The organism is Allgaiera indica (assembly GCF_900106675.1).
Classification (GTDB): Bacteria; Pseudomonadota; Alphaproteobacteria; order Rhodobacterales; family Rhodobacteraceae; genus Acidimangrovimonas; species Acidimangrovimonas indica.
Genome location: NZ_FNOB01000013.1, coordinates 91,928 through 114,841 on the forward strand (window position 1 = coordinate 91,928; position 22,914 = coordinate 114,841).

The 22,914-nt window shown below is 66.6% G+C and carries 22 protein-coding genes; 12 read left to right on the forward strand and 10 right to left on the reverse strand.

The features are described from left to right. Positions 1-28: 28 nt before the first annotated feature. A complete protein-coding gene (tkt, locus tag BLV97_RS13005) occupies positions 29-2,050 on the reverse strand; it encodes a transketolase (RefSeq protein ID WP_035846612.1) in 2,022 nt (673 codons plus the stop codon). 236 nt (positions 2,051-2,286) lie between these two features. Next, entirely contained in the window at positions 2,287-3,231 is a 945-nt protein-coding gene (locus BLV97_RS13010; RefSeq protein ID WP_035846589.1) for a DUF808 domain-containing protein, read from the reverse strand. A 173-nt stretch (positions 3,232-3,404) separates the two neighbouring features. On the opposite strand from BLV97_RS13010, the gene BLV97_RS21215 reads away from it, so the two are divergent. Continuing rightward, positions 3,405-3,548 (forward strand): hypothetical protein, encoded by a 144-nt coding sequence (locus BLV97_RS21215; RefSeq protein ID WP_035846587.1) that lies wholly within the window; start codon positions 3,405-3,407, stop codon positions 3,546-3,548. Positions 3,549-3,682: 134 nt separating this feature from the next. Next, a complete protein-coding gene (gap, locus tag BLV97_RS13020) occupies positions 3,683-4,684 on the forward strand; it encodes a type I glyceraldehyde-3-phosphate dehydrogenase (RefSeq protein WP_035846585.1) in 1,002 nt (333 codons plus the stop codon). 61 nt (positions 4,685-4,745) lie between these two features. Here gap and BLV97_RS13025 read toward each other — a convergent pair whose 3' ends face one another. The 4 genes from BLV97_RS13025 to BLV97_RS13040 all read right to left on the reverse strand — a co-directional run bounded on the left by BLV97_RS13025 (position 4,746) and on the right by BLV97_RS13040 (position 7,896). Further along, positions 4,746-5,588: a DsbA family protein gene (locus BLV97_RS13025; RefSeq protein WP_051646318.1), complete on the reverse strand. Its 843-nt coding sequence runs from the start codon at positions 5,586-5,588 to the stop codon at positions 4,746-4,748. A gap of 143 nt (positions 5,589-5,731) precedes the next feature. After that, positions 5,732-6,220: a pantetheine-phosphate adenylyltransferase gene (coaD, locus tag BLV97_RS13030; RefSeq protein WP_035846583.1), complete on the reverse strand. Its 489-nt coding sequence runs from the start codon at positions 6,218-6,220 to the stop codon at positions 5,732-5,734. A gap of 116 nt (positions 6,221-6,336) precedes the next feature. Continuing rightward, positions 6,337-6,768, reverse strand: coding sequence for a CBS domain-containing protein (locus tag BLV97_RS13035; protein ID WP_035846581.1), 432 nt, complete (start codon positions 6,766-6,768; stop codon positions 6,337-6,339). A 234-nt stretch (positions 6,769-7,002) separates the two neighbouring features. Then, positions 7,003-7,896 carry a LysR family transcriptional regulator gene (locus tag BLV97_RS13040; protein WP_035846579.1) on the reverse strand — a complete coding sequence of 298 codons (894 nt, stop codon included), beginning with the start codon at positions 7,894-7,896 and terminating at the stop codon, positions 7,003-7,005. Between the two features lie 132 nt (positions 7,897-8,028). Here BLV97_RS13040 and BLV97_RS13045 point away from each other — a divergent pair, with 132 nt between their 5' ends. The 7 genes from BLV97_RS13045 (at position 8,029) to BLV97_RS13075 (ending at position 14,519) form a co-directional block, all read left to right on the forward strand. Further along, on the forward strand, positions 8,029-9,528 hold the full coding sequence (locus tag BLV97_RS13045; RefSeq protein WP_035846578.1) for a CoA-acylating methylmalonate-semialdehyde dehydrogenase: 1,500 nt from the start codon (positions 8,029-8,031) through the stop codon (positions 9,526-9,528). Between the two features lie 82 nt (positions 9,529-9,610). Continuing rightward, a complete protein-coding gene (locus tag BLV97_RS13050) occupies positions 9,611-10,030 on the forward strand; it encodes a hypothetical protein (RefSeq protein ID WP_035846576.1) in 420 nt (139 codons plus the stop codon). A gap of 89 nt (positions 10,031-10,119) precedes the next feature. Continuing rightward, positions 10,120-11,265, forward strand: coding sequence for an acyl-CoA dehydrogenase family protein (locus tag BLV97_RS13055; RefSeq protein ID WP_035846574.1), 1,146 nt, complete (start codon positions 10,120-10,122; stop codon positions 11,263-11,265). Further along, a complete protein-coding gene (locus tag BLV97_RS13060) occupies positions 11,265-12,320 on the forward strand; it encodes an enoyl-CoA hydratase/isomerase family protein (RefSeq protein ID WP_035846572.1) in 1,056 nt (351 codons plus the stop codon). The genes BLV97_RS13055 and BLV97_RS13060 overlap by 1 nt, the downstream gene beginning before the upstream one ends. After that, entirely contained in the window at positions 12,317-13,192 is an 876-nt protein-coding gene (gene mmsB, locus BLV97_RS13065; protein ID WP_035846570.1) for a 3-hydroxyisobutyrate dehydrogenase, read from the forward strand. The genes BLV97_RS13060 and mmsB overlap by 4 nt, the downstream gene beginning before the upstream one ends. 385 nt (positions 13,193-13,577) lie before the next feature. Beyond that, positions 13,578-13,988: an RcnB family protein gene (locus tag BLV97_RS13070; RefSeq protein WP_035846569.1), complete on the forward strand. Its 411-nt coding sequence runs from the start codon at positions 13,578-13,580 to the stop codon at positions 13,986-13,988. A 48-nt stretch (positions 13,989-14,036) separates the two neighbouring features. Next, on the forward strand, positions 14,037-14,519 hold the full coding sequence (locus tag BLV97_RS13075) for a hypothetical protein (RefSeq protein ID WP_051646317.1): 483 nt from the start codon (positions 14,037-14,039) through the stop codon (positions 14,517-14,519). Between the two features lie 110 nt (positions 14,520-14,629). On the opposite strand, the gene BLV97_RS13080 is transcribed toward BLV97_RS13075, so the two are convergent. Together BLV97_RS13080 and BLV97_RS13085 are read right to left on the reverse strand one after the other, a co-directional pair. After that, positions 14,630-15,457 (reverse strand): sulfite exporter TauE/SafE family protein, encoded by an 828-nt coding sequence (locus tag BLV97_RS13080; RefSeq protein WP_035846566.1) that lies wholly within the window; start codon positions 15,455-15,457, stop codon positions 14,630-14,632. A gap of 350 nt (positions 15,458-15,807) precedes the next feature. Then, positions 15,808-17,394, reverse strand: a complete 1,587-nt coding sequence (locus BLV97_RS13085; protein WP_035846564.1) for a lysine--tRNA ligase — start codon at positions 17,392-17,394, stop codon at positions 15,808-15,810. A gap of 111 nt (positions 17,395-17,505) precedes the next feature. Here BLV97_RS13085 and BLV97_RS13090 point away from each other — a divergent pair, with 111 nt between their 5' ends. Both BLV97_RS13090 and BLV97_RS13095 read left to right on the forward strand, forming a co-directional pair. Then, positions 17,506-17,928 carry a tellurite resistance TerB family protein gene (locus BLV97_RS13090; protein ID WP_035846562.1) on the forward strand — a complete coding sequence of 141 codons (423 nt, stop codon included), beginning with the start codon at positions 17,506-17,508 and terminating at the stop codon, positions 17,926-17,928. A gap of 21 nt (positions 17,929-17,949) precedes the next feature. Further along, the gene (locus tag BLV97_RS13095) at positions 17,950-19,443 is read left to right on the forward strand and encodes a TrkH family potassium uptake protein (RefSeq protein WP_244521024.1); all 1,494 of its coding nucleotides are present in this window, start codon (positions 17,950-17,952) and stop codon (positions 19,441-19,443) included. A 51-nt stretch (positions 19,444-19,494) separates the two neighbouring features. Here BLV97_RS13095 and BLV97_RS20775 read toward each other — a convergent pair whose 3' ends face one another. Next, positions 19,495-20,280: a DUF3800 domain-containing protein gene (locus BLV97_RS20775; protein WP_143037532.1), complete on the reverse strand. Its 786-nt coding sequence runs from the start codon at positions 20,278-20,280 to the stop codon at positions 19,495-19,497. A 63-nt stretch (positions 20,281-20,343) separates the two neighbouring features. Then, positions 20,344-21,999 (reverse strand): energy-dependent translational throttle protein EttA, encoded by a 1,656-nt coding sequence (ettA, locus tag BLV97_RS13100; RefSeq protein WP_035846560.1) that lies wholly within the window; start codon positions 21,997-21,999, stop codon positions 20,344-20,346. A gap of 310 nt (positions 22,000-22,309) precedes the next feature. On the opposite strand from ettA, the gene BLV97_RS13105 reads away from it, so the two are divergent. After that, positions 22,310-22,894: a nicotinate-nucleotide adenylyltransferase gene (locus BLV97_RS13105; RefSeq protein ID WP_035846558.1), complete on the forward strand. Its 585-nt coding sequence runs from the start codon at positions 22,310-22,312 to the stop codon at positions 22,892-22,894. The last annotated feature ends 20 nt before the right edge of the window (positions 22,895-22,914 follow it).

The following is a 22,914-nucleotide window of genomic DNA, read 5'->3' on the forward strand; positions in this document are numbered from 1 at the left end:
CATCCGCCGCCCGGATGCCGGGCAGCGATCAGCCAAGCAGTTCGCGGACCTTGGCGACCGTGGCCTCGGGCGTGATGCCGAACTTCTCGTAAAGCACCGGCGCCGGGGCCGAGGCGCCGAAGCCCTCCATCCCGATGAAGGCGGCCTTGGCCTCGCGCCCGCGCTCGCCCAGAAGCCAGCGATCCCAGCCCAGGCGGCCGGCGGCCTCGATCGCCACCCGCACCGGGCCCGCCGGCAGCACCTTCTTGCGATAGGCCGCGTCCTGGGCCGCGAACAACTCCATCGACGGCATCGACACCACGCGCGTGCCGATCCCGGCCTCTTCCAGTATCTCGCGCGCCTTCAGCGCGATCTCCACCTCCGAGCCGGTCGCGATCAGGATCGCCTGGCGCTTGCCGGTGGCCTCGGCCAGCACATAGGCGCCCTGGGCGGTCAGGTTCTTCGCGGTATGCTTCACCCGCACCGTCGGCAGGTTCTGGCGGCTCAGCACCATGACCGAGGGCCGGTCATGCGTGGTCAGCGCGATTTCCCAGGCCTCGGCGGTTTCCACCGTGTCGGCGGGGCGGAAGGTCTGCGTGTTGGGCGTGGCGCGGCAGATCGCCAGATGCTCGACCGGCTGATGGGTCGGGCCGTCCTCGCCCAGGCCGATGGAATCGTGGGTCATGACGAAGACGCTGGGCGCCCCCATCAGCGCCGCCAGCCGCATTGCGCCGCGGGCGTAATCGGTAAAGCACATGAAGGTGCCGCCATAGGGGCGCACGCCGCCATGCAGCGCCATCCCGTTCATCGCCGCGGCCATGCCATGTTCGCGGATGCCGTAGTGGATGTAGCGGCCCTTGCGGTTCTCGGGGCCGAAGATCCCCAGATCGGCGGTCAGGGTGTTGTTCGAGCCGGTCAGATCGGCCGAGCCGCCGATGGTTTCCGGCATCGCCGGGTTCACCACCTCCAGCACCATCTCGGAACTTTTGCGCGTCGCGACTTTGGGCTGGGCCTCGGCGGCCTGTTTCTTCAGCGCGCGGATCGTGGCGGTCAGCTTCTTGGGCGCCTCGCCGGCCGTCACCCGGCCGAATTCCGCCTGACGCGCCGCCGACAGCCCGGCAAGGCGGGCCTCCCATTCAGCGCGGGCCGCCGCGCCACGGCTGCCGATGGCTTCCCACTGGGCCTTGATCTCGGGCGGGATCTCGAAGGCGGGCGCGGTCCAGCCGTAGATCTCGCGCACCTTGGCGATCTCTTCGGGGCCCAGCGGCGAGCCGTGCGCGCCCTTGGTGTCCTGCTTGCCCGGAGAGCCGAAACCGATATGGGTCTTGCAGTCGATCAGCACGGGGCGATCCGAGGATTTCGCCTCGGTCAGCGCGCGGTCGATATCGGCGGGGTCGTGGCCGTCACAATGCAGCACCTTCCAGCCCGAGGCGGCGAAGCGCGCGCGCTGGTCGGTAAGGTCCGACAGGCTGATGCGGCCGTCGATCGAGATGTCGTTGTTGTCCCACAGCACGATCAGCTTGGACAGTTTCTGCATCCCGGCAAGGCCGATGGCCTCTTGGCTGATGCCTTCCATCAGGCAGCCGTCGCCGGCGATGACATAGGTGTAATGGTCAACCACCTTGCCGCCGAAGCGGGCGCGCAGGCTTTCCTCTGCCATCGCCATGCCGACGGCGGTGGCAAGGCCCTGGCCCAGTGGGCCGGTGGTGGTTTCGATCCCCTTGGCATGGCCATATTCGGGATGGCCCGCGGTCTTCGCCCCCCATTGGCGGAAATTGCGGATCTCCTCGATCGTCATGTCGGCGTAGCCGGTCAGGTGCAAAAGACCGTACAGCAGCATCGAGCCATGGCCGGCCGACAGCACGAAACGGTCGCGGTCGGCCCAGTCGGGGGCGGAGGCGTCGAATTTCAGATGCTTTTCGAACAGCACGGTGGCGACATCGGCCATGCCCATCGGCATGCCGGGGTGGCCCGAATTCGCGGCCTGGACCGCATCCATCGCCAATACCCGAAGGGCTGCGGCTTTCATCCAGTGTTCGGGGTGCGTCTTGCGCAGCGTGGCGATGTCCAAGGGGGCCTCCAAAGCAATCCGGGCGCCGGGCGCGCCTGTTCGTGGCGGTCATAGCAGCCTGACGGGCGAGATCAAGCAAGACAGGTGGCACGGGGCCAAGATGGGCGGGGTTTGACCTGCCGGGCGGCGTGCAGCCCCTCTTGGAACGCCGCATGCGGCCCCCCGGGGACTTCGGCGCGGCGTGACGCGGGCTTGCGCCGGGGCGCGCGGGGGCCTGCGCAGCCCCCCGCGTGCCCTCAGTGCCCGCCCTTGCCCCATAGCCGCGCGCCGCCCGAGACCAGCGCCAGCAGCACAGCCCCCAATCCCAGCGCGATCACCGCGTGGCTCAGCGCCCCCGCCGCCCAGCCCGCCGCGGCGGACAGCGCCCCCGGCACGGCGCCGGCGGCGACGTCCGAAAGCTGCCGGACCACATGCTCGGGCGCCTCGACATGAAAGCTTGCCAGCCCATGCGCCACGATCGCGCCCCCGACCCAAAGCATCGCCACCGTCCCCACCGCGGCAAGCCCGGCCAGAAAGCCCGGCATGGCGCGCACCAATCCCCGGCCCAGCACCCGCGTCACGCGCAGCCGGCCGACGCGGGCCAGGTACAGCCCCAGATCGTCGGCCTTCACGATCAGCGCCACCCCGCCGTAAACCACCGCCGTGATCATCAGCCCCGCCAGCGCCAGCACCGCCCCGCGCCACCACAGGTTGGGCTCGGCTATCTCGGCCAGGATGATGGTCATGATCTCGGCCGAAAGGATGAAATCGGTCTTGATCGCGCCCTTGACGCGCGCCTCTTCCAGCCGCGCGGCATTGCGCGCGCCTTCCTGGCCCGGCGCATGGCCGGGACGCAGCCAGTGCAGCACCTTCTCGGCGCCCTCATAGGCCAGATAGCCGCCGCCCAGCATCAAGAGCGGCTGGATCAGCCCCGGCGCGAATGCCGACAGGATCAGCGCCGCCGGCAACAGGAACACCAGCTTGTTGCGCACCGATCCCAGCGCGATCCGCCCCACCATCGGCAATTCGCGCGCCGCCGGAATGCCATGCACGAATTTCGGCGTCACCGCGGCGTCGTCGATCACCGCCCCCGAGGCCTTGACCCCCGCCTTCGCCGCCTGCCCCGCGATATCGTCGACCGAGGTCGCCGCCAGCTTGGCGATCGCCGCCACGTCGTCAAGCAATGCCAGAAGTCCGCTCATCCCGTTCCCTTCCCAAGCCGGACCAGCCTCTTCGGAAGCCGACGCCAGGGCAAGCCCCCTGTCCCTGAGACAAGTTGAAGCTGCAATTTTGCCCGGGCGCCGCGCCTGCCGCGCGACCTTCTCCTTTTCCGCGCGCTCGTCTAGATTGCCGCCAAAGCCCGCACGGAGGCCGCATGACCGACCGCCTAGCCCTGATCCTTGCCGCGCTGCTGATCGTGCTGATCGGGGCGGATTTCATGCTGAACAATGCCCATGTCACGCTTTTCCTCGTCAGGAAGCTTGCCGGATTGATAAATTACCTGCAGTTCTGGCGCTAACAGCGCGCGCGGAGGTTGATCTTTTCGTTGAAATCTGGCCTTTGCGGTCCAGACCCGATCCACCACGGGGGTGGAGGGCGCGGCCCACCGCGCGGGGCGCGCGTCGAGGGGCCAATCCGCAACGGAGGATCGCTATGACTTTGAAAGTTGCCATCAACGGCTTCGGGCGCATCGGCCGCAACGTGCTGCGCGCAATCGTGGAATCGGGGCGCACCGATATCGAGGTGATCGCGATCAACGATCTCGGCCCGGTCGAGACCAACGCCCACCTGCTGCGCTACGACTCGGTCCATGGCCGCTTCCCCGGCACCGTCACCGTCGACGGCGACACGATCGACCTGGGCCGCGGCAAGATCAAGGTCACCGCGATCCGCGACCCGAAGGAACTGCCCTGGGGCGATGTCGACATCGCGATGGAATGCACCGGCCTGTTTACCGACCGCGAGAAGGCCGCGATCCACCTGCAGAACGGCTCGAAGCGGGTGCTGATCTCGGCGCCCGGCGCCAAGGCTGACAAGACCATCGTCTACGGTGTGAACCACGACACGCTGACCAAGGATGACCTGGTCGTGTCGAACGCGTCGTGCACGACGAACTGCCTGTCGCCGGTGGCCAAGGTGCTGAACGACGCGATCGGCATCACCAAGGGCTTCATGACCACGATCCACAGCTACACCGGCGACCAGCCGACGCTGGACACGATGCACAAGGATCTGTACCGCGCCCGCGCCGCCGCGATGTCGATGATCCCGACCTCGACCGGCGCGGCCAAGGCCGTGGGCCTGGTGCTGCCGGAACTGAACGGCAAGCTCGACGGCGTGTCGATCCGGGTGCCCACGCCCAACGTCTCGGTCGTCGATCTGGTGTTCGAGGCCGCGCGCGCCACCACGGTGCAAGAGGTCAACGACGCGATCCGCGCCGCCGCCGACGGGCCGCTGAAGGGGATCCTGGCCTATACCGACGAATCCCTCGTCTCGATGGATTTCAACCACGATCCGCATTCCTCGACCTTCCACATGGACCAGACCAAGGTGATGGATGGCAACATGGTGCGCATCCTTACCTGGTATGACAACGAATGGGGCTTCTCCAACCGGATGAGCGATACCGCGGTGGCGATGGGCAAGCTGATCTAGGCCGCCCCGGACATCGGGGCGGTGCGGCGGGCGCCTTCGGGCGCCCGTTTTCGTTGCGGCGTCAGGTCTTGCAGCGCACCGGGCCAAGTGCCGCCTCGGCGTCGATCAGCCGGCCCAGCAGCCGGGCATCCACCGCCCCCAGAAAGGCGGTGCGGCCGATGACGCAGCCCGGAGTGGCGAAGAACCCGAAGACCGCAGCCAGGGCGCGATCACGGTCGAGCACGTCCTGCACCGCCTGCCCCTGCATGTCGCGCGCCAGGCGCGCCGGATCCAGCCCCACGGAATCCGCGATCGCCATCATCGCCGGCCTGCTGGCCACCACCCGCCCCTGCATCAGCCGCCGCTCGAACGCCGCCGACCCGGCCTGAAGGCGCGCCGCAAGCACGGCGCGCGCCGCGATTACCGAGCTGGGCCCCAACAGCGGCAATTCGTGGCGGATCAGGACGATCCTGCCGGGATGGTCCTTGGCGTAATCGGCAAGCCGCGCTTCCAGCAGGCGGCAGTTGGGGCATTGGTAATCGGTGAAATAGGCCACCGGCACCGCCGCGCCGCCAGCCGCGCCCTCGGCGCCGAACAGATAGCGGCAGGGATCGGCGGTCACCCGCGGCACCCAGGCGTGCCAGCTTGGGGCCTCGCCGGTCGGCTCTATCCCGATCAAGGCGCCGCCGCCCCCCGCCGTCACCGACCCTTGCGCGTCCAGCGAGCGGAACGGCGCGAGGCCGGGGATGGCATGATATTCCGGGCCAGAGGCGAAGATTTCCGGCAATTTCGGAAGATACCGCACCCAAAGGAAAAGCGCCGCCGCCCCGCTGGCCAGAACCGCCCGGCGCCGCCATTTCCGCGCAGGCGGAACTGGCGGGCGATCGGTTGCAGCATCGGGCGGCGGGATGGGGGGGCGGTGCATGCCAAGACCAAACCCCATGCGACGCCAGGGCACAAGGCCCGCCGACCCAACGCGTGCGGGAAAACGCCTCGATACGTCCCGGAAGGCACACGCCGACATCGCACCGGGGTCGCCCCCGGCGCCGGGCCTAACCGGCGCGGGGCCTAGTCGAACTTGGCGACCAGGGCCTCATTCACGCGCGCGGGCACGAACTTGGACACATCGCCCCCCAGACGCGCGATCTCCTTCACCAGCCGCGACGCGATCGCCTGGCGGCGGGCATCGGCCATCAGGAACACCGTCTCGACCGAGTCGTCGAGCGCGCGGTTCATCCCCACCATCTGGAATTCATATTCGAAATCCGCCACCGCACGCAGGCCGCGCACGATCACCCCGGCGCCGACATCGCGGGCGCAGTCGATCAGCAGGTTCTCGAACGGATGCACAAGGAATTCGCAGCCCACATCGCCAAGGGTCGCGCACTCCGCCTTGATCATCGCCACCCGTTCTTCCAGGTCGAACAGCGGGGCCTTGTCACGGTTGATCGCCACCCCGATCACCAGCCGGTCGACCAGCTTCGCCGCCCGCTTGATGATGTCCATATGCCCCAGCGTGACCGGATCGAATGTGCCGGGATAAAGGCCGATGCGCATGAGGTTCCTCCCGTTGCTCGCCCGGCGCACGCAACAAGATTGCGTCCGGCTTTGCAAGGGAACTTTGTGCGCGCGGCAGGATTTTCCGCCGCACTGCAAGTACAGCGAGGTGCCGCCTAGAGACCCTTGATCATGCCCTCAAGCGCCTCGTTCTCCATCGCCAATTCATCAAGCCGCGCCTTCACCGCATCCCCGATCGAGATCAGGCCGATCATCTCTCCCTTTTCCACGACGGGCATGTGGCGGAAACGCTTTTCCGTCATGATCTCAAGAACTTCTCTGGCGGTCTGGTTTTTGGTGCAGCTGATCGGATTGGGCGTCATCAGCGCGTCCACCCGGTCCGGCAGGCACGCCACGCCACGGCGGCCCAGCTCGCGCACGATGTCGCGCTCGGACAGGATGCCCTCGACATGCTTGCCGTCGCTGGTGACGATCAGCGCACCGATGCGACGGGCCGAAAGCGTCTCGGCCGCCTCGGCGACCGTGCAATCGGGGCGCACGCTGGCGACCGCACCGCCCTTCGTCTGCAGAATGTGCTGGACCTGCATCGCTATCCTCCCGGGTTATGCGCCTTGACGCCGAGACTTCACCCATGCTGCCAGCCTGTCAAGACCGGCGCCGCCCCGGCTCCGAAGGGATCCGGGCGCAGGCGTGGCGCGACCAGAACGCGACCGCCACACGCGGAATACGGGCCTTCCCCCTGCGTGGCTTGCCATTTCCCGCGTGTCTTTCGCCCCGCCACCGTCGCCGCCCCGCACCGGGATCCGCGCCCCGGCCCCGTTTCAGACGACGCGCTCCAGGCGTGCGACCTCACGCCGCACCCCGTGGGCAATCAGTTCCGCGAAACGGTTGAGCCGCTCGACCCGGCGATCATCGGGGTGGCGGATCAGCCAATAGGCGCGGGTCAGGCGGATCCGGTCGGGCAGCACCGGCACCAGTTCCGGCGCGCCGGGCATCATGAAGGCGTGGATCACCGCCAGCCCCGCCCCCTGCCGCGCCCAGGCCAGCTGCACCGCGATCGAGTTCGACGCCAGCGCCAGGTCGGCACCGCCGGCCTCGTCGAGGTAATCCAGTTCCTTGTCGAAGATCATGTCAGGGATATAGCCGACGAAGCGATGCGCCTTCAGATCGGCGGGGCTCTCGATCGGCGGGTGGCGGTCCAGATAGTCGCGGCTGGCGGCCAGATGCAGGTGGTAATCGGTCAACTTCTGCACCGAAAGCCGCCCCGCCGCCGGCGGGCTGACGCCGATCGCCATGTCGGCCTCGCGCTTGGACAGGCTGAAAACCCGCGGCAGCGACACGATCTGCACCTCCAGCCCGGGATGATCGGCCGCGATCCGCGCCACCACCTGCGGCAGGATATAGGCCGCGCAGCCATCCGGCGCACCGATGCGGATCTGCCCCGACAGCAGATCGGCCTCGTCGCGCAATTCGCTGATCGCGCCCGCCACCGCTTGTTCCGCCCGCACCGCATGATCCAGCAGCCGCGCCCCGGCGGCCGTCAGCGCATAGCCTTGCGGCGATTTGGCGAACAGCCGCGCCCCCAAAGCCTCTTCCAGCCGCGCCACCCGCCGCCCCGCGGTCGCCGGATCGATCCGCAGAACCCGCCCGGCCCGGCTCAGGCTCTCGGCCCGCGCCACCGCCAGAAACACCTTCAGATCGTCCCAATCCGCCATCCCTGCCCTTTCATTGTTCCCCAAATACGCCCGCGACACCTGCAATTATGCAAAACTCTTTTGAGAACTTGCCCCTTTATCCGGCAAAAACGCAAGCCTATGCTGCGCCAGAACCAAATCCGGGAGGATAGGATGCAAGAACTGACCCATTGGATCGGCGGCCAGCACGTCAAGGGCACGTCGGGACGCTTCGCCGATGTCATGAACCCCGCGACGGGCGAGGTGCAGGCCCGCGTGCCGCTGGCCACCAAGGCCGAGCTGGACGCCGCGGTCGCCGCCGCAGCCGTGGCGCAGGAAGGCTGGGCCGCGACCAACCCGCAGCGTCGCGCGCGGGTGATGATGGCCTTCGGCGCCCTGATCAACAAGCATATGGACGAATTGGCCGAACTGGTCAGCCGCGAACACGGCAAGACCCTGCCCGACGGGCGCGGCGACGTGCAGCGCGGGCTGGAGGTGATCGAGGTCTGCATGGGCGCCCCCCATATGCTGAAGGGCGAATACACCAATGACGGCGGCCCGGGCATCGACCTCTATTCCATGCGCCAGCCGCTGGGCGTGGTCGCGGGCATCACGCCGTTCAACTTCCCCGCGATGATCCCGCTGTGGAAGATGGGCCCGGCGCTGGCCTCGGGCAACGCGATGATCCTGAAGCCGTCCGAGCGCTGCCCCTCGACCTCGCTGCGTCTGGCGGAACTGCTGCAAGAGGCCGGCCTGCCCGACGGCGTGCTGCAGGTCATCAACGGCGACAAGGAAGCGGTCGACGCGATCCTTGACAATGACACGGTCCAGGCCGTGGGCTTCGTCGGATCCACCCCGATCGCGCAGTATATCTATGGCCGCGCGGCGACCAACGGCAAGCGCGCGCAATGCTTCGGCGGCGCCAAGAACCACATGGTCATCATGCCCGACGCCGACCTCGACAAGGCCGCCGACGCGCTGGTAGGCGCGGGCTTCGGCGCGGCGGGCGAACGCTGCATGGCGATCTCGGTCGCGGTGCCGGTGGGCGAAAAGACCGCCGACGCGCTGATCGAACGCCTGGTGCCGCGGATCGAGAAGCTGAAGGTCGGCCCCTATACCGCGGGCGACGACATCGACTTCGGCCCGGTCATCACCGCCGCCGCCAAGGCCCGCATCGACGGGCTGGTGGAAGCGGGTGTCACGCAGGGCGCCAAACTGGTAGTCGACGGGCGCGGCTTCTCGCTGCAGGGCTACGAGAACGGCTTCTTCGTCGGCGCCTCGCTGTTCGACAACGTCACCCCCGAGATGGACATCTACCGCGAAGAGATCTTCGGCCCGGTGCTTAGCCAGGTGCGCGCCAAGACCTATGACGACGCGCTGAAGCTGGTGAAGGACAACCCCTACGGCAACGGCACGGCGATCTTCACCGCCGACGGCGACACCGCACGCGACTTCGCCAACAAGGTGAACGTGGGCATGGTGGGGATCAACTTCCCAATCCCGGTGCCGCTGTCCTATCACAGCTTCGGCGGCTGGAAGAAATCGGCCTTTGGCGATCTCAACCAGTACGGCCCCGACGCGTTCAAGTTCTACACCCGCACCAAGACTGTCACCCAGCGCTGGTTCTCGGGCATCAAGGAAGGCGGCGAGTTCCACTTCAAGCAGATGGACTAACGCGCCATTTTCGCTGATAAACTGGGGGTGCCGGCGAATGTCGGTGCCCCTTTGTTGTTCGTATCCACTTCAGGGAGCCTTCATGTCGGTCAGTTTTACCATCCTTCCGCGCCGCGGTCTGGTCTATGTCCGCTATGAAGGCTTCGTGCATCCTGACGACACCCAAAAGGCCCTGGCCGCCTACAGCCGCCACCCGGACCGCGCCCCGGGCCAGAAGCAATTGGTCGATCTGGCGGCTGTGACCGGGTATGATGCCGATTACGCACGGATTCTGCAGATCCAGGCACAGAAGGCCGAGACGTTCCTCGAACAAGGCCGTCAGACGGTGCTGGTCTATTACGCGCCCACCCGCATCGCCCACGAGATGGCCGCAATCGTGCGCCGCTCGTGGGAGGGACTCGACGGGATCGTGATGCGCACCGCCGGGACCGAGGCCGAAGCGCTGGAGATCCTCGGCCAGCCAGAGTGCAGCCTGACCGAGCTGCTGGCCGGCGCCGGATAATGCGCGCGCCGCCCCAGTTTCGGGCTTGCAATGGGGCCCCAGGATTTGCGAATTAAACAAGCGTTCAATTTATTCGGCGGGAGGCGTTCATGGATTTTGCACTGAGCGACGAGCAGCAAGCCATCTTCGAGATGGCCCGGGACTTCGGGCAAGAGCACATCGCCCCCCATGCCCGCGCCTGGGAAGCCCAGGGCACCATCCCCAAGGGTCTGTGGCCCAAGGTCGGCGCGCTTGGTCTGGGCGGGATCTATGTCTCCGAGGAATATGGCGGGTCGGGCCTGACGCGGCTGGACGCGACCCTGGTGTTCGAAGCGCTGGCGATGTCCTGCCCGGCGGTGGGGTCGTTCCTGTCGATCCACAACATGTGCGGCGGCATGATCGACAAGTTCGCCAGCGCGGAGGTCAAGTCCGCCTGGCTGCCGGCGCTGACCCGCATGGACAAGGTGTTTTCCTACGCTCTGACGGAACCCGGCTCTGGCTCGGACGCGGCGGCGCTGCGCTGCCGGGCCGAGAAGACCAACGACGGCTATGTGATGAACGGCACCAAGGCGTTCATCTCGGGCGGCGGCTATTCCGACGTCTATGTCGTGATGTGCCGCACCGGCGAGGAGGGGCCCAAGGGCATTTCCACCCTGATCGTCGAGGACGGCAGCGCGGGGCTGTCCTTCGGCGGGCTCGAGGACAAGATGGGCTGGCGCGCCCAGCCCACCGCGCAGGTGCAGTTCGACGATTGCAAGGTGCCGGCGGCGAACCTGCTGGGCGAGGAAGGGCGCGGCTTCAGCTATGCGATGGCGGGGCTGGACGGCGGGCGGCTGAACATCGCGGCCTCGGCCCTGGGTGGCGCACAGGCGGCGCTGAACGCGACGCTGGCCTATATGGGCGAGCGCCGCGCCTTCGGCCGCCCCATCGACCAGTTCCAGGCGCTGCAATTCCGGCTGGCCGAGATGGAGGTAAAGCTGCAATCGGCCCGCACCTTCCTGCGTCAGGCGGCGTGGAAGCTGGACAATGCCGCCCCCGACGCCACCAAGTTCTGCGCCATGGCCAAGCTTTACGTCACCGATGCCGCCTTTGACGTGGCCAACCAATGCCTGCAACTGCATGGCGGCTATGGCTATCTGGCCGATTACGGGATCGAGAAGATCGTGCGCGACCTGCGCGTCCATCAGATCCTGGAGGGCACGAATGAGATCATGCGCCTGATCATCAGCCGCGCGATGCTGGCGGAGCGCGGCTGATGGCCGGGGCGGACGAAGACGTCTCGATCACCCGCGAGGGGCGCGCGGGCGTCATCCGCCTGACCCGACCGAAGGCGCTGAACGCGCTGACCCATCCGATGTGCTGCGCAATCGACGCGGCGCTGATCGCCTGGCAGACCGACCCGCAGGTGCATCTGGTGCTGATCGAGGCCGAGGGCGAGCGCGCCTTCTGCGCCGGCGGCGATATCGCGGCGATCCACGCCCAGGGAATGCGCGGCGACTATGCCCCGGCCCGAACCTTCTGGCGCGAAGAATACCGCATGAACGCGCGGCTTTTCGAATATCCCAAGCCGGTGGTCAGCCTGATGCAGGGCTTCGTCATGGGCGGCGGCGTGGGGCTGGGCTGTCACGTCGGGCACCGCGTGGTGTGCGAAAGCACCCGCATGGCGATGCCGGAATGCGGCATCGGGCTGATCCCCGATGTCGGCGGCACCTTCCTGTTGGCCTGCGCGCCGGGGCGGCTGGGGGAATATCTGGGCACCACCGGCGCCCGGATGGCGCCCGAGGACGCGATCCTGGCGGGATTTGCCGATCATTTCGTCCCCCAGGCCGCCTGGCCCGCGCTGCGCGCCGCGCTGGTGGAAACCGGCCGCCCGGATGCCGTCACCAAGGCCGCCGCAATGCCGCCCGAAGGCCAGCTGAAAGCGCTGCGCCCCCAGATCGACCGCGCCTTCGCCGGGCCTGACCTGGCCGCGATCCGCGCCGCGCTGACGCAGGCCGAGTCAGGCTTCGCCACGGATACCCTCGCGGCGCTGGACCGGGCCTCGCCGCTGTCGGCGGCGGCGACGCTGGCGCTGTTGCAGGCGGTGCGCCGAGCGCCCAGCCTGCGCCACGCGCTGACCCTGGAATACCGGTTCACCCATCGCGCGCTACAGCACGCGGATTTCCTGGAAGGGATCCGCGCCCAGATCATCGACAAGGACCGCAATCCCCGCTGGCGCCACGCCGGCGCCGAGCCCTCGGCCGAAGAGGTCGCCGCGATGCTGGCGCCGCTGGGCGACGAGGAACTGACTTTCGAGGAGGAAAGTGCATGAATATCGGATTTATCGGACTGGGCAACATGGGTGCCCCCATGGCCGCCAACCTGGTCGCGGCCGGTCATCAGGTGGCCGGCTTCGACCCCGCCGCCCCCTGCCCCGAGGGTGTCACCCGCGCCGCCACCGCCGCCGCCGCGGCCGATGGCGCCGAGGTGGTGATCTCGATGCTGCCGAACGGCAAGATCCTGCGTGACGTGGCCGATCAGATCATCCCCGCGATGACGGCGGGCACGGTGTTTTGCGATTGCTCCACCGTCGATGTGGACAGCGCCCGCGCGGTGGCCGACCAGGCGCGCGCGGCGGGTTTGGGCGCGCTGGACGCGCCGGTCTCGGGCGGCGTCGGCGGCGCCACTGCGGGCACGCTGACCTTCATGGTCGGCGGCGACGACACCGCCTTCGCCACCGTCGCGCCGCTGTTCGAGGTGATGGGTCAGAAGGCCGTGCATTGCGGCGCCTCGGGGGCCGGCCAGGCGGCGAAGATCTGCAACAACATGATCCTGGGCGCCACCATGATCGTCACCTGCGAGGCTTTCGCGCTGGCCGACAAGCTGGGCCTCGACCGTGCCAAGATGTTCGATGTGGTGTCGACCTCTTCGGGATCTTCATGGTCGATGAACAGCTATTGCCCGGCGCCGGGCGTCGGCCCGCAAAGCCCGGCCGACAACGACTATAAGCCCGGCTTCGCCGCGGACCTGATGCTGAAGGACCTGCGCCTTTCCCAGCAGGCCGCCGAGGCGGTGGATGCGGACACGCCGATGGGCGCCCAGGCGATGGCGCTTTACGCCCGGTTCGTCGAGCACGAGGACGGCGCAGGCCGCGACTTTTCGGCCATGCTGCCGCGGTTCGAGCGCCGCGGACGCGACAAGTGACGCGGCACTTGGCCGTCCGCGCCCGGCACTGACCCGCACTGCCACCTGCCGCCCCGCCGCCTTCCGGGGCGCCGAGTTACGGGCTGCCGCCTGATCGGCCAGGCCGGCGCCGCGGCGATACCGTCTCTTCCTTGCCGGACTTCTTCTTCCTTGCCGGACGCGTCCGCTTCCCCACGTAGCGCAGGCGCGCACGGCCCGCATGTGCGCCAGATCGGCGTCCGGCGGGGCGCTGTCGTTCGATCCGTTCGGCCTCGTGCGCCGGTCCTCGCCGCCGGGCCGGTTTCACACGCCCGGCACGCCTTTGTGTGGCGCTCCTCCGCTTCGGCCGGAACCCGGACCGCCTGCCAGCGGTTGTTCCGGCACAGATTGCAACCAGGAGGAAAAGATGATGTGCGCCCATGTTTCGTCCCGCGTCGCCCCCTTGTCGGTTGCCGCCGTCATCGCCGCGGCCCTTGGCCTTGGGGCCGGCGCTTTTGCCGGCGCACCGGCGCAGAGCCCGCAACCGAAGCCGCGCCCCACGCCCGTCGCGCCCACCCCAAGCGCGTCGGCGGAAGACGGCGGCGCCATTCTCAACCCCTGGGGCAACGGCCAGTATGAGCGGGTCTGGCGCGCGGGAGACAAGATCGGGCAATTCAACTTTCACCTGATCGCCTCCTACAAGCGCTATCGCCTGCCGCCGCCGCCCTCCGGCGAGGTCTATGTCGCACTTGGCACCCAGGTGCTGCGTGTCGACATGCGCGATTGGAAGGTCGTGGCCTCGGTCGGAAAGGTGGACACGATCCTGGGCGTCGGCTAGTCCCCCGTCCCCTTCAATTCCGCCACCCCTTCAATCCCGGAGGAAACGATGCAACACAAACCCATTCTGTCGGCCCTGTCGATTTCCGCCGCGGTGGCCGTGCTGACGGTATCGCTGGGCAATCCCGCCCTGGCCGACGGCGGCGACGACGGTAATTTCCACATCCATGTCGATCATCGTGACGACTGGCACGACAACCGGCGCGAGCACTGGCGTGAACAGCGGCGCGAGCACTGGCGCGAACAGCGGCGTGAGCACCGGCGTGAGCACCGGCGCGACGGCGAGGAAGACCATGGCCGCCGGTGGCGCGACCGCGGCGAGGGCGAGCGCGACGGCGCCTGGTACCGCGGCGAGCATCTGCGCGAAGGCGAGTTCCGCGTGCTGAGCAACTGGCGCACCTACAACCTTCCGCGCCCACCCTACGGCCAATACTATGTGGTCGTCGATCATGACCGCGTGCTGCGGGTGGACAGCAACATGATGACCGTGATGGACGAGGTCGGCCTGATCAACGGGCTGCTCAACAACTAGCGGCACCGGCGCCGCGGCCACCGCCCGCTCGTGCCCGCTCTTGTCGGAAGCCTGCGGCCCCGGCACCTTCGCCGCCCCCGCCCCCGCCCCCACGGGGGAGGCGAGGCGCCTCAGCCGACGAAGGCCTTGCGGATCATGTTCACCGCGACGACGAACAGAAACAGCGCAAAGATCCGTTTCAAGGGCTTGGGATCCATCGCATGCGCCAGCTTCACCCCCAGGGGGGCCGTGATCATCGTCATGGTGATGATAACCACGAAGGCCGGCAGGTTGACCGCCCCCACCGTGAACGGCGGCGCGCTCGGCACCGGGGTCAGCAGGAAGCCGATCACCGAGGGCACGGCGATGGTGACGCCGAACCCCGCCGCCGTCGCCACCGCGCGGTGGATCGGCGAGTTGTAAAGGCTCATCAACGGGACGCCGAAGCTGCCGCCTCCGATCCCCATCAGCACCGACAAGAACCCCATCAGCGGCGACAGCAGGGCACGAAGCCAGCCCCCCGGCATCGCCTGCCCCAGCCGCCATTCCGACCGGCCAAGGCCCAGGTAGAAGGCCACCACCAGCGCCAGTTCGCCGAAGATCGCCTGAAGGGTATGGGTGCGCAGATGTGACACGACCAGCATTCCCAGCACCGCGCCCACCGCGATCCCCGGCGCCCAGGTCTTCAGGATATGCCAATCCACCGCGCCCTTGCGGTGATGCGCCAGCACCGAGCGTATCGAAGTGAAGATGATCGTCGCCAGCGAGGTCGCGATCGAGATCTGCATCAGCTGCGGATGCCCCGGGCCGCCATAGCCGAGATAGCCGAAGGCGTAGAAGAAGGCCGGCACCAGGATGATCCCACCACCCACGCCCAGCAATCCCGAAATCACCCCGGCAAAGGCGCCGATCACAAGCAGCAGCACCAGCATCGGCAGGAGAAGCGACATATCGGGCATATAGGGGGCCTTTCGCGGTGCAGAATCGTCCCTGGCCTCTTACCCCGGCGCAGGATCGGGGGCCAGAGGCCGCCCCGTCCTTGTGTCGCATCACAGCCACATGCCGCGACGCGCAGGCCACAGCGGCGCAACTGCCGAAGTAAGCGCCATGACCGGTCCGGCGCGCCGTGGTCCGGCCAGGCCCCAAAGGCCCGCCCTGCCCTGGGCGAAGACGCCCCCCGGCCCCGCCCGCCCGCACGGGCCACGCCGCGTCCCCGTCTTCGGGCGCCCGTCTTCGCGCCCCCGTCGTCACCCGGGTGAAATCAGGCCGGCGGGATCGGGCCCGCAGCGGGGCCGAGGCCCGGCTTGGGTTACTCGGCGGTCGTCAGCTTGCCGGCCAGGGCCTTCTCGATCAGCGCCGCGGTCTCTTCGACGCCGTAGAGCGCGATGAAACCGCCGAAACGCGGACCCTGGCTTTGGCCCAGCAGCACCTCGTAGAGGGCGCGGAACCAGTCGCGCAGGTTCTCGAAGCCATGGTCCTTGCCGACGGCGAAGACCATGCTTTGCAGTTCTTCGGGATCGGCGCCGCCGTCCCAGGCCCGCAACCGGGCCAGCAGATCCTCGATCGCGGCACGCTCGGACGCGGTGGGGGGGCGGAACTGCCGCGAGGGCGCCACGAAATCACGGAAGTAGCGCACCGCGAATTCGGCCGCCGCGTCGAGATCGGGGTTGGCCTCGGGGCTGGCCTCGGGGGCGTAGCGCCGGATGAAGCCCCACAGCCCCGCCTTGTCCTCGGCCGCCGCGACAGAAGCCAGGTTCAGAAGCATCGCGAAGGGTACGACCATGTGGCTGGCCGGCGGCTGGCCCGCGTGGATATGCCAGGCCGGATTGTTCACCCGCGCCACCATGTCCTGATCGGGGAAGGCGCGCAGCTGCTGGTGGTATTCGTCCACCGCCTTGGGGATCACGTCCCACGACAGCCGCTTTGCCGTCTTCGGCTTGAGGAACATGTAATAGCTGAGGCTTTCGGTCGAGGCATAGGTCAGCCATTCGTCGATGGTCAGCCCGTTGCCCTTGGATTTCGAGATCTTCTCGCCGTTCTCGTCGAGGAAGAGTTCATAGGTGAAATGCTCGGGCTTGCGGCCGCCCAGGATCTCGCAGATCCGGTCGTAGATCGGGGTGTTGGTGGAATGGTCCTTGCCGTACATCTCGAAATCGACGCCAAGCGCGGCCCAGCGGGCGCCGAAATCGGGCTTCCACTGCAGCTTCACGTTGCCGCCGGTGACCGGCAGCGTCCATTCGCGCCCGTCCTCGTCATCGAAGGTGACGGTGCCGTCCCGGGCGTCGACATGCTTCATCGGCACATAAAGGACGCGGCCGGTCTCGGGGTGGATCGGCAGGAAGATCGAATAGGTCTGCTGGCGTTCCTCGCGCAGCGATTTCAGCATCACCGCCATCACGTCGTCATAGCGTTCGGCGGCGCGCAGCAGCACCTCGTCGAACTGGCCGAACTTGTAGAATTCGGTGGCCGAATAGAATTCGTACTCGAACCCGAAGGTATCGAGGAACCGCCGCAGCATGGCGTTGTTGTGGTCGCCGAAGCTTTCATATTCGCCGAACGGGTCGGGAACGCTGGTCAGCGGCTTCTGGATATTGGCATGCAGGAGGTCCCGATCGGGCACGTTCTCGGGCACCTTGCGCATCCCGTCCATGTCGTCCGAGAAACAGATCAGCCGCGTCGGGATATCGCTGATCGCCTCGAAGGCGCGGCGGATCATCGTGGTGCGCGCGACCTCGCCGAAGGTGCCGATATGGGGCAGACCCGAAGGGCCGTAGCCGGTCTCGAACAGCACATAGCCCTTTTCGGGCGGCGCGCCCTCGTAGCGTTTGAGGATGCGGCGGGCTTCCTCGAACGGCCAGGCTTTCGAGTTCATCGCGGCGTCGCGAAGGTCCGTCATCGTTCACATCCTCGTCCGGCGCGCGAAACCCCTTGTCTCACGCGGCCCCCTCTCCTATTGCCCGCGTCGGGCCGGGTCAATATTCTGCGCCGCAACAAGGAAAGGACGCCCATGACCTTCGACACCGCATCCATGACGCCGCAAGACAGCCTGATCGCGCTGATGATCGCGGTTTCGGCCTCGGATGAGACGATCCGCTCGTCCGAGCTGTTCATGATCCAGGGTATCGTGAACACGCTGCCGGTGTTCGAGGATTACGACGCCGACCGCTTCAAGCAGATCTCGCAGGTGGTGTTCGATCTGTTCGAGGAAGAGGACGGGCTGGACGCGCTGTTCGGGCTGATCCGCGACGCCCTGCCCGAACGCCTGTACGAGACCGCCTATGCGCTGTCGTGCGACGTGGCCGCCGCGGACGGATCCCTGAGCGAGACCGAATTGCGGCTGCTTGAGGAAGTGCGTTACGAGTTGAACATCGACCGTCTCCATGCCGCCGCGATCGAACGCGGCGCGCGGGCGCGGTTCACCCATGCCTGACGCCAGACCCGCGAGGCGGTCGTGACGGCCACCAGGGACGCCACTGCCCATGACGCCGCGCTGATCGACATCCGCTCGGTCGGCTTCGTGCTGGGGCTGTTGCTTGTGGCGCTGGGGCTGGCGATGCTGGCGCCGCTGACGGTCGATCTGCTGGTCGGTGCCCGCAATTGGGAAGCCTTCTTCGAATCCGCGATGGTGACCGGCGTCACCGGCGCGATGATCGCGCTGTCGTGCCGATCGGGGTTAGAGACCGCGGGTGAATTCACCGTGCGCGAGGCGTTCCTGCTGACCACCGGGATCTGGGCCTTCATCCCGCTGTTCGGCGCCCTGCCCTTCATGGTCGGCGCGCCGCATATCAGCTTTACCAACGCCTATTTCGAGGCCGTATCCGGCATCACCACGACCGGGTCCTCGGTGATCCCGCATCTCGACAACCTGCCGCCGGGGGTGCTTTTGTGGCGCGGCATCCTGAACTGGCTGGGGGGGCTGGGGATCGCCTTCGTGGCGATGATCTTCCTGCCTGTGATGCGCGTCGGCGGGATGAAGTTCTTCCGCACCGAGGGCTTCGACACGATGGGCAAGGTGCTGCCGCGCGCCACCGACATCGCCCGGCGGCTGCTGGCCTTCTATGTGCTGCTGACGCTGGCCTGCATCAGCACCTACATGGTGTTCGGCATGACCTTGCTCGACGCCGTGGTGAACGCCTTCGCCACCGTGGCGACGGGGGGGTTTTCCACCTCGGACGCCTCGTTCGGCAAATATGCCGGCGCGGCCGAATATGCGGGGTCGTTCTTCATGATCATGTCGGCCCTGCCCTATATCCGCTTCGTGCAGATGATGGGCGGCAGCTACCGCCCGATGCTGCGCGACCCGCAGGTCCGCGCCTTCCTGCGCTGGATCGCGATCGCCGTCGGCCTGGTGGTCGTCTACCGCCTGGCGACCTCGGAAACCCCGGTCGAGACGATCGTGCGCCAGTCGCTGTTCAACATCGTGTCGATCTTCACCGGCACCGGATTTTCCTCGGCCGACGTGAATTCCTGGGGGCCGTTCCCGGTGGTGGTGGCGCTGGCGGTCGGGCTGATCGGGGGGTGTTCGTCGTCCAGTTCGGGCGCGTTCAGCGTGTTTCGCACCCAGATCCTGTTCGCCGCGATCAAGGCGCAGATCCAGAAGGTGCATTCGCCCAACCGCCTGTCGGTGGTGCGCTATGATGGCGTGGTGCTGGACGACGAGGTGATGAACCCGCTGATCATGTATCTGACCGGCTATCTGGTGACGATCCTGGTGCTGTCGATCGGGGTCAGCCTGACCGGGGTGGACATCGAGAGCGCACTGATGGCGATCTGGACCTCGATCGGCAATATCGGCTATGTCTTCGGCACCGCCACCCAGCCGACCGGCACGATGGTGAATTTCGACACCACCGCCAAATGGCTGATGATCATCGCCATGCTGATGGGCCGGCTGGGGATGGTCGCGGGCTATGTGCTGCTGCTGCCGCGGTTCTGGCGGGCTTAGGATGTGGCAAGGAAACGTCTAAGTCCCGCGTGCGAATGGTAAGCCCTAACCTCAACTCCCAAGTTCGAACCCATACGCCTTCATCAGATCGACTGTGGGTTCACACACATCTCTCATCTTTTCTCGCTGAATGGGGTAAAATCTTTTGGCTACCCCTTTTTCGCAGAACGCGGGCATCATCTCAGACAGGTATCGCGCCTCGGTAATTCCGAAGTTATTCCTGTTTCTATCAAATGCAGAGAAGACCGCATGGGCGATTAAATCCGGAATCGCAAATCCATGCTCATCCTCTTTCCGCTTCGAGGAAATAAGATCAGGGCTTATGTAAGGTATCCCATCGACAAAGTCCCCGGTCGGCCTAGATTTTACCCTTCGAACATAGTTCTTGAAGCGCCCATAGTCATGCGTCCGCTCCTCGAACACAATAGCGACATCATCCCCAGAAATATTGGATGAGTTAAGAAATACCCCTAGCAGACTTAACAAGTAAAGCGCCGTACGATTGTAGTAATCCTGAGCCTTCCCCCCAGAAAGATTTTTGAAGCCTCCCAGTGTATGTTTATCACTGACTACCCCAAACATTGGAAACTTCAGCCCTAGGACTTCTCTCGCAAGAAACACTTTTTGCACATGGCTAATGTCAGTCGCGTGCAGTTTATTCTTCTTTTTAAACTTTCTCGCGACACCATCTAGCGCAAGATGGACCTCTGAGAGTGAATCGCTTGGGATAAGCACTCCTCCCATACACAAATATCGGGACGGCCCAACCTCATCCGAAATGCCGGCCTCTTGCGTGACATTGCCGCTCTCGTCGGCCAAGAAAACATAAGAAGTCAAGATCTCCCCCTTTCACCCGCAGGGGGAGAGTTGATCAATTGAATGCAGATATCAAGTCAGCATTTACCTCGTGAACTTCTTGTACTTCACCCGCTTCGGCTCGGCCGCGTCGGGGCCCAGACGGCGGATCTTGTCGGCCTCGTAATCCTCGAAGTTGCCCTCGAAGAACTCGACATGCGCGTCGCCCTCGAAGGCCAGGATATGGGTACACAGCCGGTCGAGGAAGAAGCGATCGTGCGAGATGATCACCGCGCAACCCGCGAAATCCTCGATCGCCGCTTCCAGCGCCTGCAGGGTTTCGACGTCCAGGTCGTTGGTCGGCTCGTCCAGAAGCAGCACGTTGCCGCCTTCCTTCAGAAGCTTGGCCATGTGCACCCGGTTGCGCTCGCCGCCCGACAAGAGGCCCACCTTCTTCTGCTGGTCGCCGCCCTTGAAGTTGAAGGCCCCGACATAGCTGCGGCTGGCCACGCTGGCATCGCCCAGATGGATCAGCTCGGCCCCGCCCGAGATTTCCTCCCAGACGTTGTGATCGGGATCGAGCGCGTCGCGCGACTGGTCGACATAGGCCAGCTTGACGGTGTCGCCGATCGTGATGCTGCCGGCGTCGGGTGCTTCCTGGCCGGTGATCATCTTCAGCAGCGTCGACTTGCCGGCGCCGTTGGGGCCGATCACCCCCATGATGCCGCCCGGCGGCAGCGAAAAGCTGAGATCCTCGATCAACAGCTTGTCGCCCATGTGCTTTTTCAGGCCGACTGCCTCGATCACCTTGCCGCCCAGGCGCGGGCCGTTGGGGATGATGATCTGCGCCTTGCCGACCCGATCCTTGACGCTTTCCTCGGCCAGCTTCTCATAGGCCGAGATCCGCGCCTTGGATTTCGCCTGGCGCGCCTTGGCGCCGGCGCGGATCCATTCCAGTTCCTTCTCCAGCACCTTCTGCTTGGCCTTGTCCTCGCGCGCCTCCTGTTCCAGCCGCTTGGCCTTCTGCTCCAGCCAGGCGGAATAATTGCCCTCATAGGGGATGCCGCGGCCGCGCTCCAGCTCCAGGATCCACGACGTGATGTCGTCCAGGAAGTAGCGGTCGTGGGTGACGCACAGGATCGTGCCCTTGTATTCGATCAGGTGCTTTTGCAGCCAGGCGATGGTTTCGGCGTCCAGATGGTTGGTCGGCTCGTCCAGCAGCAGCATGTCGGGCGCTTCCAGAAGCAGCTTGCACAGCGCCACCCGGCGCCGTTCGCCGCCCGAAAGCGTGGCCACGTCGGCATCGTCGGGCGGGCAGCGCAGGGCCTCCATCGCCACGTCGATCTGGCTGTCGAGATCCCACAGGTTCTCGGCGTCGATCTCGTCTTGCAGCGCGGCCATCTCCTCGGCGGTCTCGTCCGAGTAGTTCATCGCCAGTTCGTTGTAGCGGTCCAGCTTGGCCTGTTTCTCGGCCACGCCCAGCATGACGTTCTGGCGCACGTTCAGGCTTTCGTCCAGCTGCGGCTCTTGCGGCAGGTACCCGACGCGGGCGCCCTTGGCGGCCCAGGCCTCGCCCGAGAAATCCTTGTCGATCCCGGCCATGATGCGCAGCAGCGTGGATTTGCCGGCGCCGTTGACGCCGACGACGCCGATCTTCACGCCGGGCAGGAAGTTGAGGCGGATGTTCTCGAAACATTTCTTGCCGCCCGGATAGGTCTTGGAGACGCCATCCATGTGATAGACGTATTGATAGGATGCCATGCGAAACTCCTTGGGGTGCATTCGGCGGGCTGAATTTGGCGCCTGATGTAAGGGACCGCGCGACCAAGAGCAATGCGATAGGCATCTCTGGCGCCGCCCCGGGGGCGACGCGGCCTTTGCTTTGAGGGGCCGGACCGCGTTTCCGGCGCCGAAAGCCACGCCCGGCCCCGCGGTTCGGCGCCACCCCCGGGGCCGCCCGCCCCCCGCGCCCACACCGCCGCGTGCGGCCATACGTTGACAGCCCCCCGCGCCACGGCGAAAAGGGGCCTTTTGCCGGGGTGGAAGGACAAGATCGGTGCAGGGATTTCCCATGGCGAAGCCGGGCCAGGTGATCGGCATTCTGGGCGGCTCCTTCGATCCGGCCCATGCGGGGCACGCCCATATCACCCGCGAGGCGATCCGCCGCTTCGGCCTGACCCGCGTGTGGTGGCTGGTCAGCCCCGGCAATCCGCTGAAGCGCGAAGGCCCGGCGCCCCTGGCGCGGCGCATGGCCCAGTCGCGCGAGGTGATGGACGATCCGCGCGTCGTGGTCACCGATATCGAGGCGCGCCTGGGCACCCGCCACACCGCCGCCACGCTGCGGCGCCTGCGCGCGCTTTATCCCGGGGTGCGGTTCGTGTGGCTGATGGGCGCCGACAACCTGGCCCAGTTCCACCGCTGGCAGAACTGGCGCTGGATCATGCATAACGTGCCGATCGGGGTGATCGCGCGCCCCGGATCCGGCATCGCCGCGCGGCTTTCGCCCGCCGCCGGGCGCTATGCCATGTATCGCGTGCCGCCCTCGGCGGCGCGGCGGCTGGGGCATCTGCGCGCGCCCGCCTGGTGCTATGTCAACGTGCCCCTGATGCCGATCTCGTCCAGCGCGATCCGCGCCCGTGGCGACTGGCTCAGGTGATGACACTTGGCTGACCGCTC

Excerpts from the sequence above, each read along its gene's own strand:
- BLV97_RS13010 (WP_035846589.1), bottom strand. The coding sequence starts at position 3,231 with ATGAGCGGACTTCTGGCATTGCTTGACGACGTGGCGGCGATCGCCAAG.
- BLV97_RS21215 (WP_035846587.1), top strand. The coding sequence starts at position 3,405 with ATGACCGACCGCCTAGCCCTGATCCTTGCCGCGCTGCTGATCGTGCTG.
- gap (WP_035846585.1), top strand. The coding sequence starts at position 3,683 with ATGACTTTGAAAGTTGCCATCAACGGCTTCGGGCGCATCGGCCGCAAC.
- BLV97_RS13025 (WP_051646318.1), bottom strand. The coding sequence starts at position 5,588 with ATGCACCGCCCCCCCATCCCGCCGCCCGATGCTGCAACCGATCGCCCG.
- coaD (WP_035846583.1), bottom strand. The coding sequence starts at position 6,220 with ATGCGCATCGGCCTTTATCCCGGCACATTCGATCCGGTCACGCTGGGG.
- BLV97_RS13035 (WP_035846581.1), bottom strand. The coding sequence starts at position 6,768 with ATGCAGGTCCAGCACATTCTGCAGACGAAGGGCGGTGCGGTCGCCAGC.
- BLV97_RS13040 (WP_035846579.1), bottom strand. The coding sequence starts at position 7,896 with ATGGCGGATTGGGACGATCTGAAGGTGTTTCTGGCGGTGGCGCGGGCC.
- BLV97_RS13045 (WP_035846578.1), top strand. The coding sequence starts at position 8,029 with ATGCAAGAACTGACCCATTGGATCGGCGGCCAGCACGTCAAGGGCACG.
- BLV97_RS13050 (WP_035846576.1), top strand. The coding sequence starts at position 9,611 with ATGTCGGTCAGTTTTACCATCCTTCCGCGCCGCGGTCTGGTCTATGTC.
- BLV97_RS13055 (WP_035846574.1), top strand. The coding sequence starts at position 10,120 with ATGGATTTTGCACTGAGCGACGAGCAGCAAGCCATCTTCGAGATGGCC.
- BLV97_RS13060 (WP_035846572.1), top strand. The coding sequence starts at position 11,265 with ATGGCCGGGGCGGACGAAGACGTCTCGATCACCCGCGAGGGGCGCGCG.
- mmsB (WP_035846570.1), top strand. The coding sequence starts at position 12,317 with ATGAATATCGGATTTATCGGACTGGGCAACATGGGTGCCCCCATGGCC.
- BLV97_RS13070 (WP_035846569.1), top strand. The coding sequence starts at position 13,578 with ATGATGTGCGCCCATGTTTCGTCCCGCGTCGCCCCCTTGTCGGTTGCC.
- BLV97_RS13075 (WP_051646317.1), top strand. The coding sequence starts at position 14,037 with ATGCAACACAAACCCATTCTGTCGGCCCTGTCGATTTCCGCCGCGGTG.
- BLV97_RS13080 (WP_035846566.1), bottom strand. The coding sequence starts at position 15,457 with ATGCCCGATATGTCGCTTCTCCTGCCGATGCTGGTGCTGCTGCTTGTG.
- BLV97_RS13085 (WP_035846564.1), bottom strand. The coding sequence starts at position 17,394 with ATGACGGACCTTCGCGACGCCGCGATGAACTCGAAAGCCTGGCCGTTC.
- BLV97_RS13090 (WP_035846562.1), top strand. The coding sequence starts at position 17,506 with ATGACCTTCGACACCGCATCCATGACGCCGCAAGACAGCCTGATCGCG.
- ettA (WP_035846560.1), bottom strand. The coding sequence starts at position 21,999 with ATGGCATCCTATCAATACGTCTATCACATGGATGGCGTCTCCAAGACC.
- BLV97_RS13105 (WP_035846558.1), top strand. The coding sequence starts at position 22,310 with ATGGCGAAGCCGGGCCAGGTGATCGGCATTCTGGGCGGCTCCTTCGAT.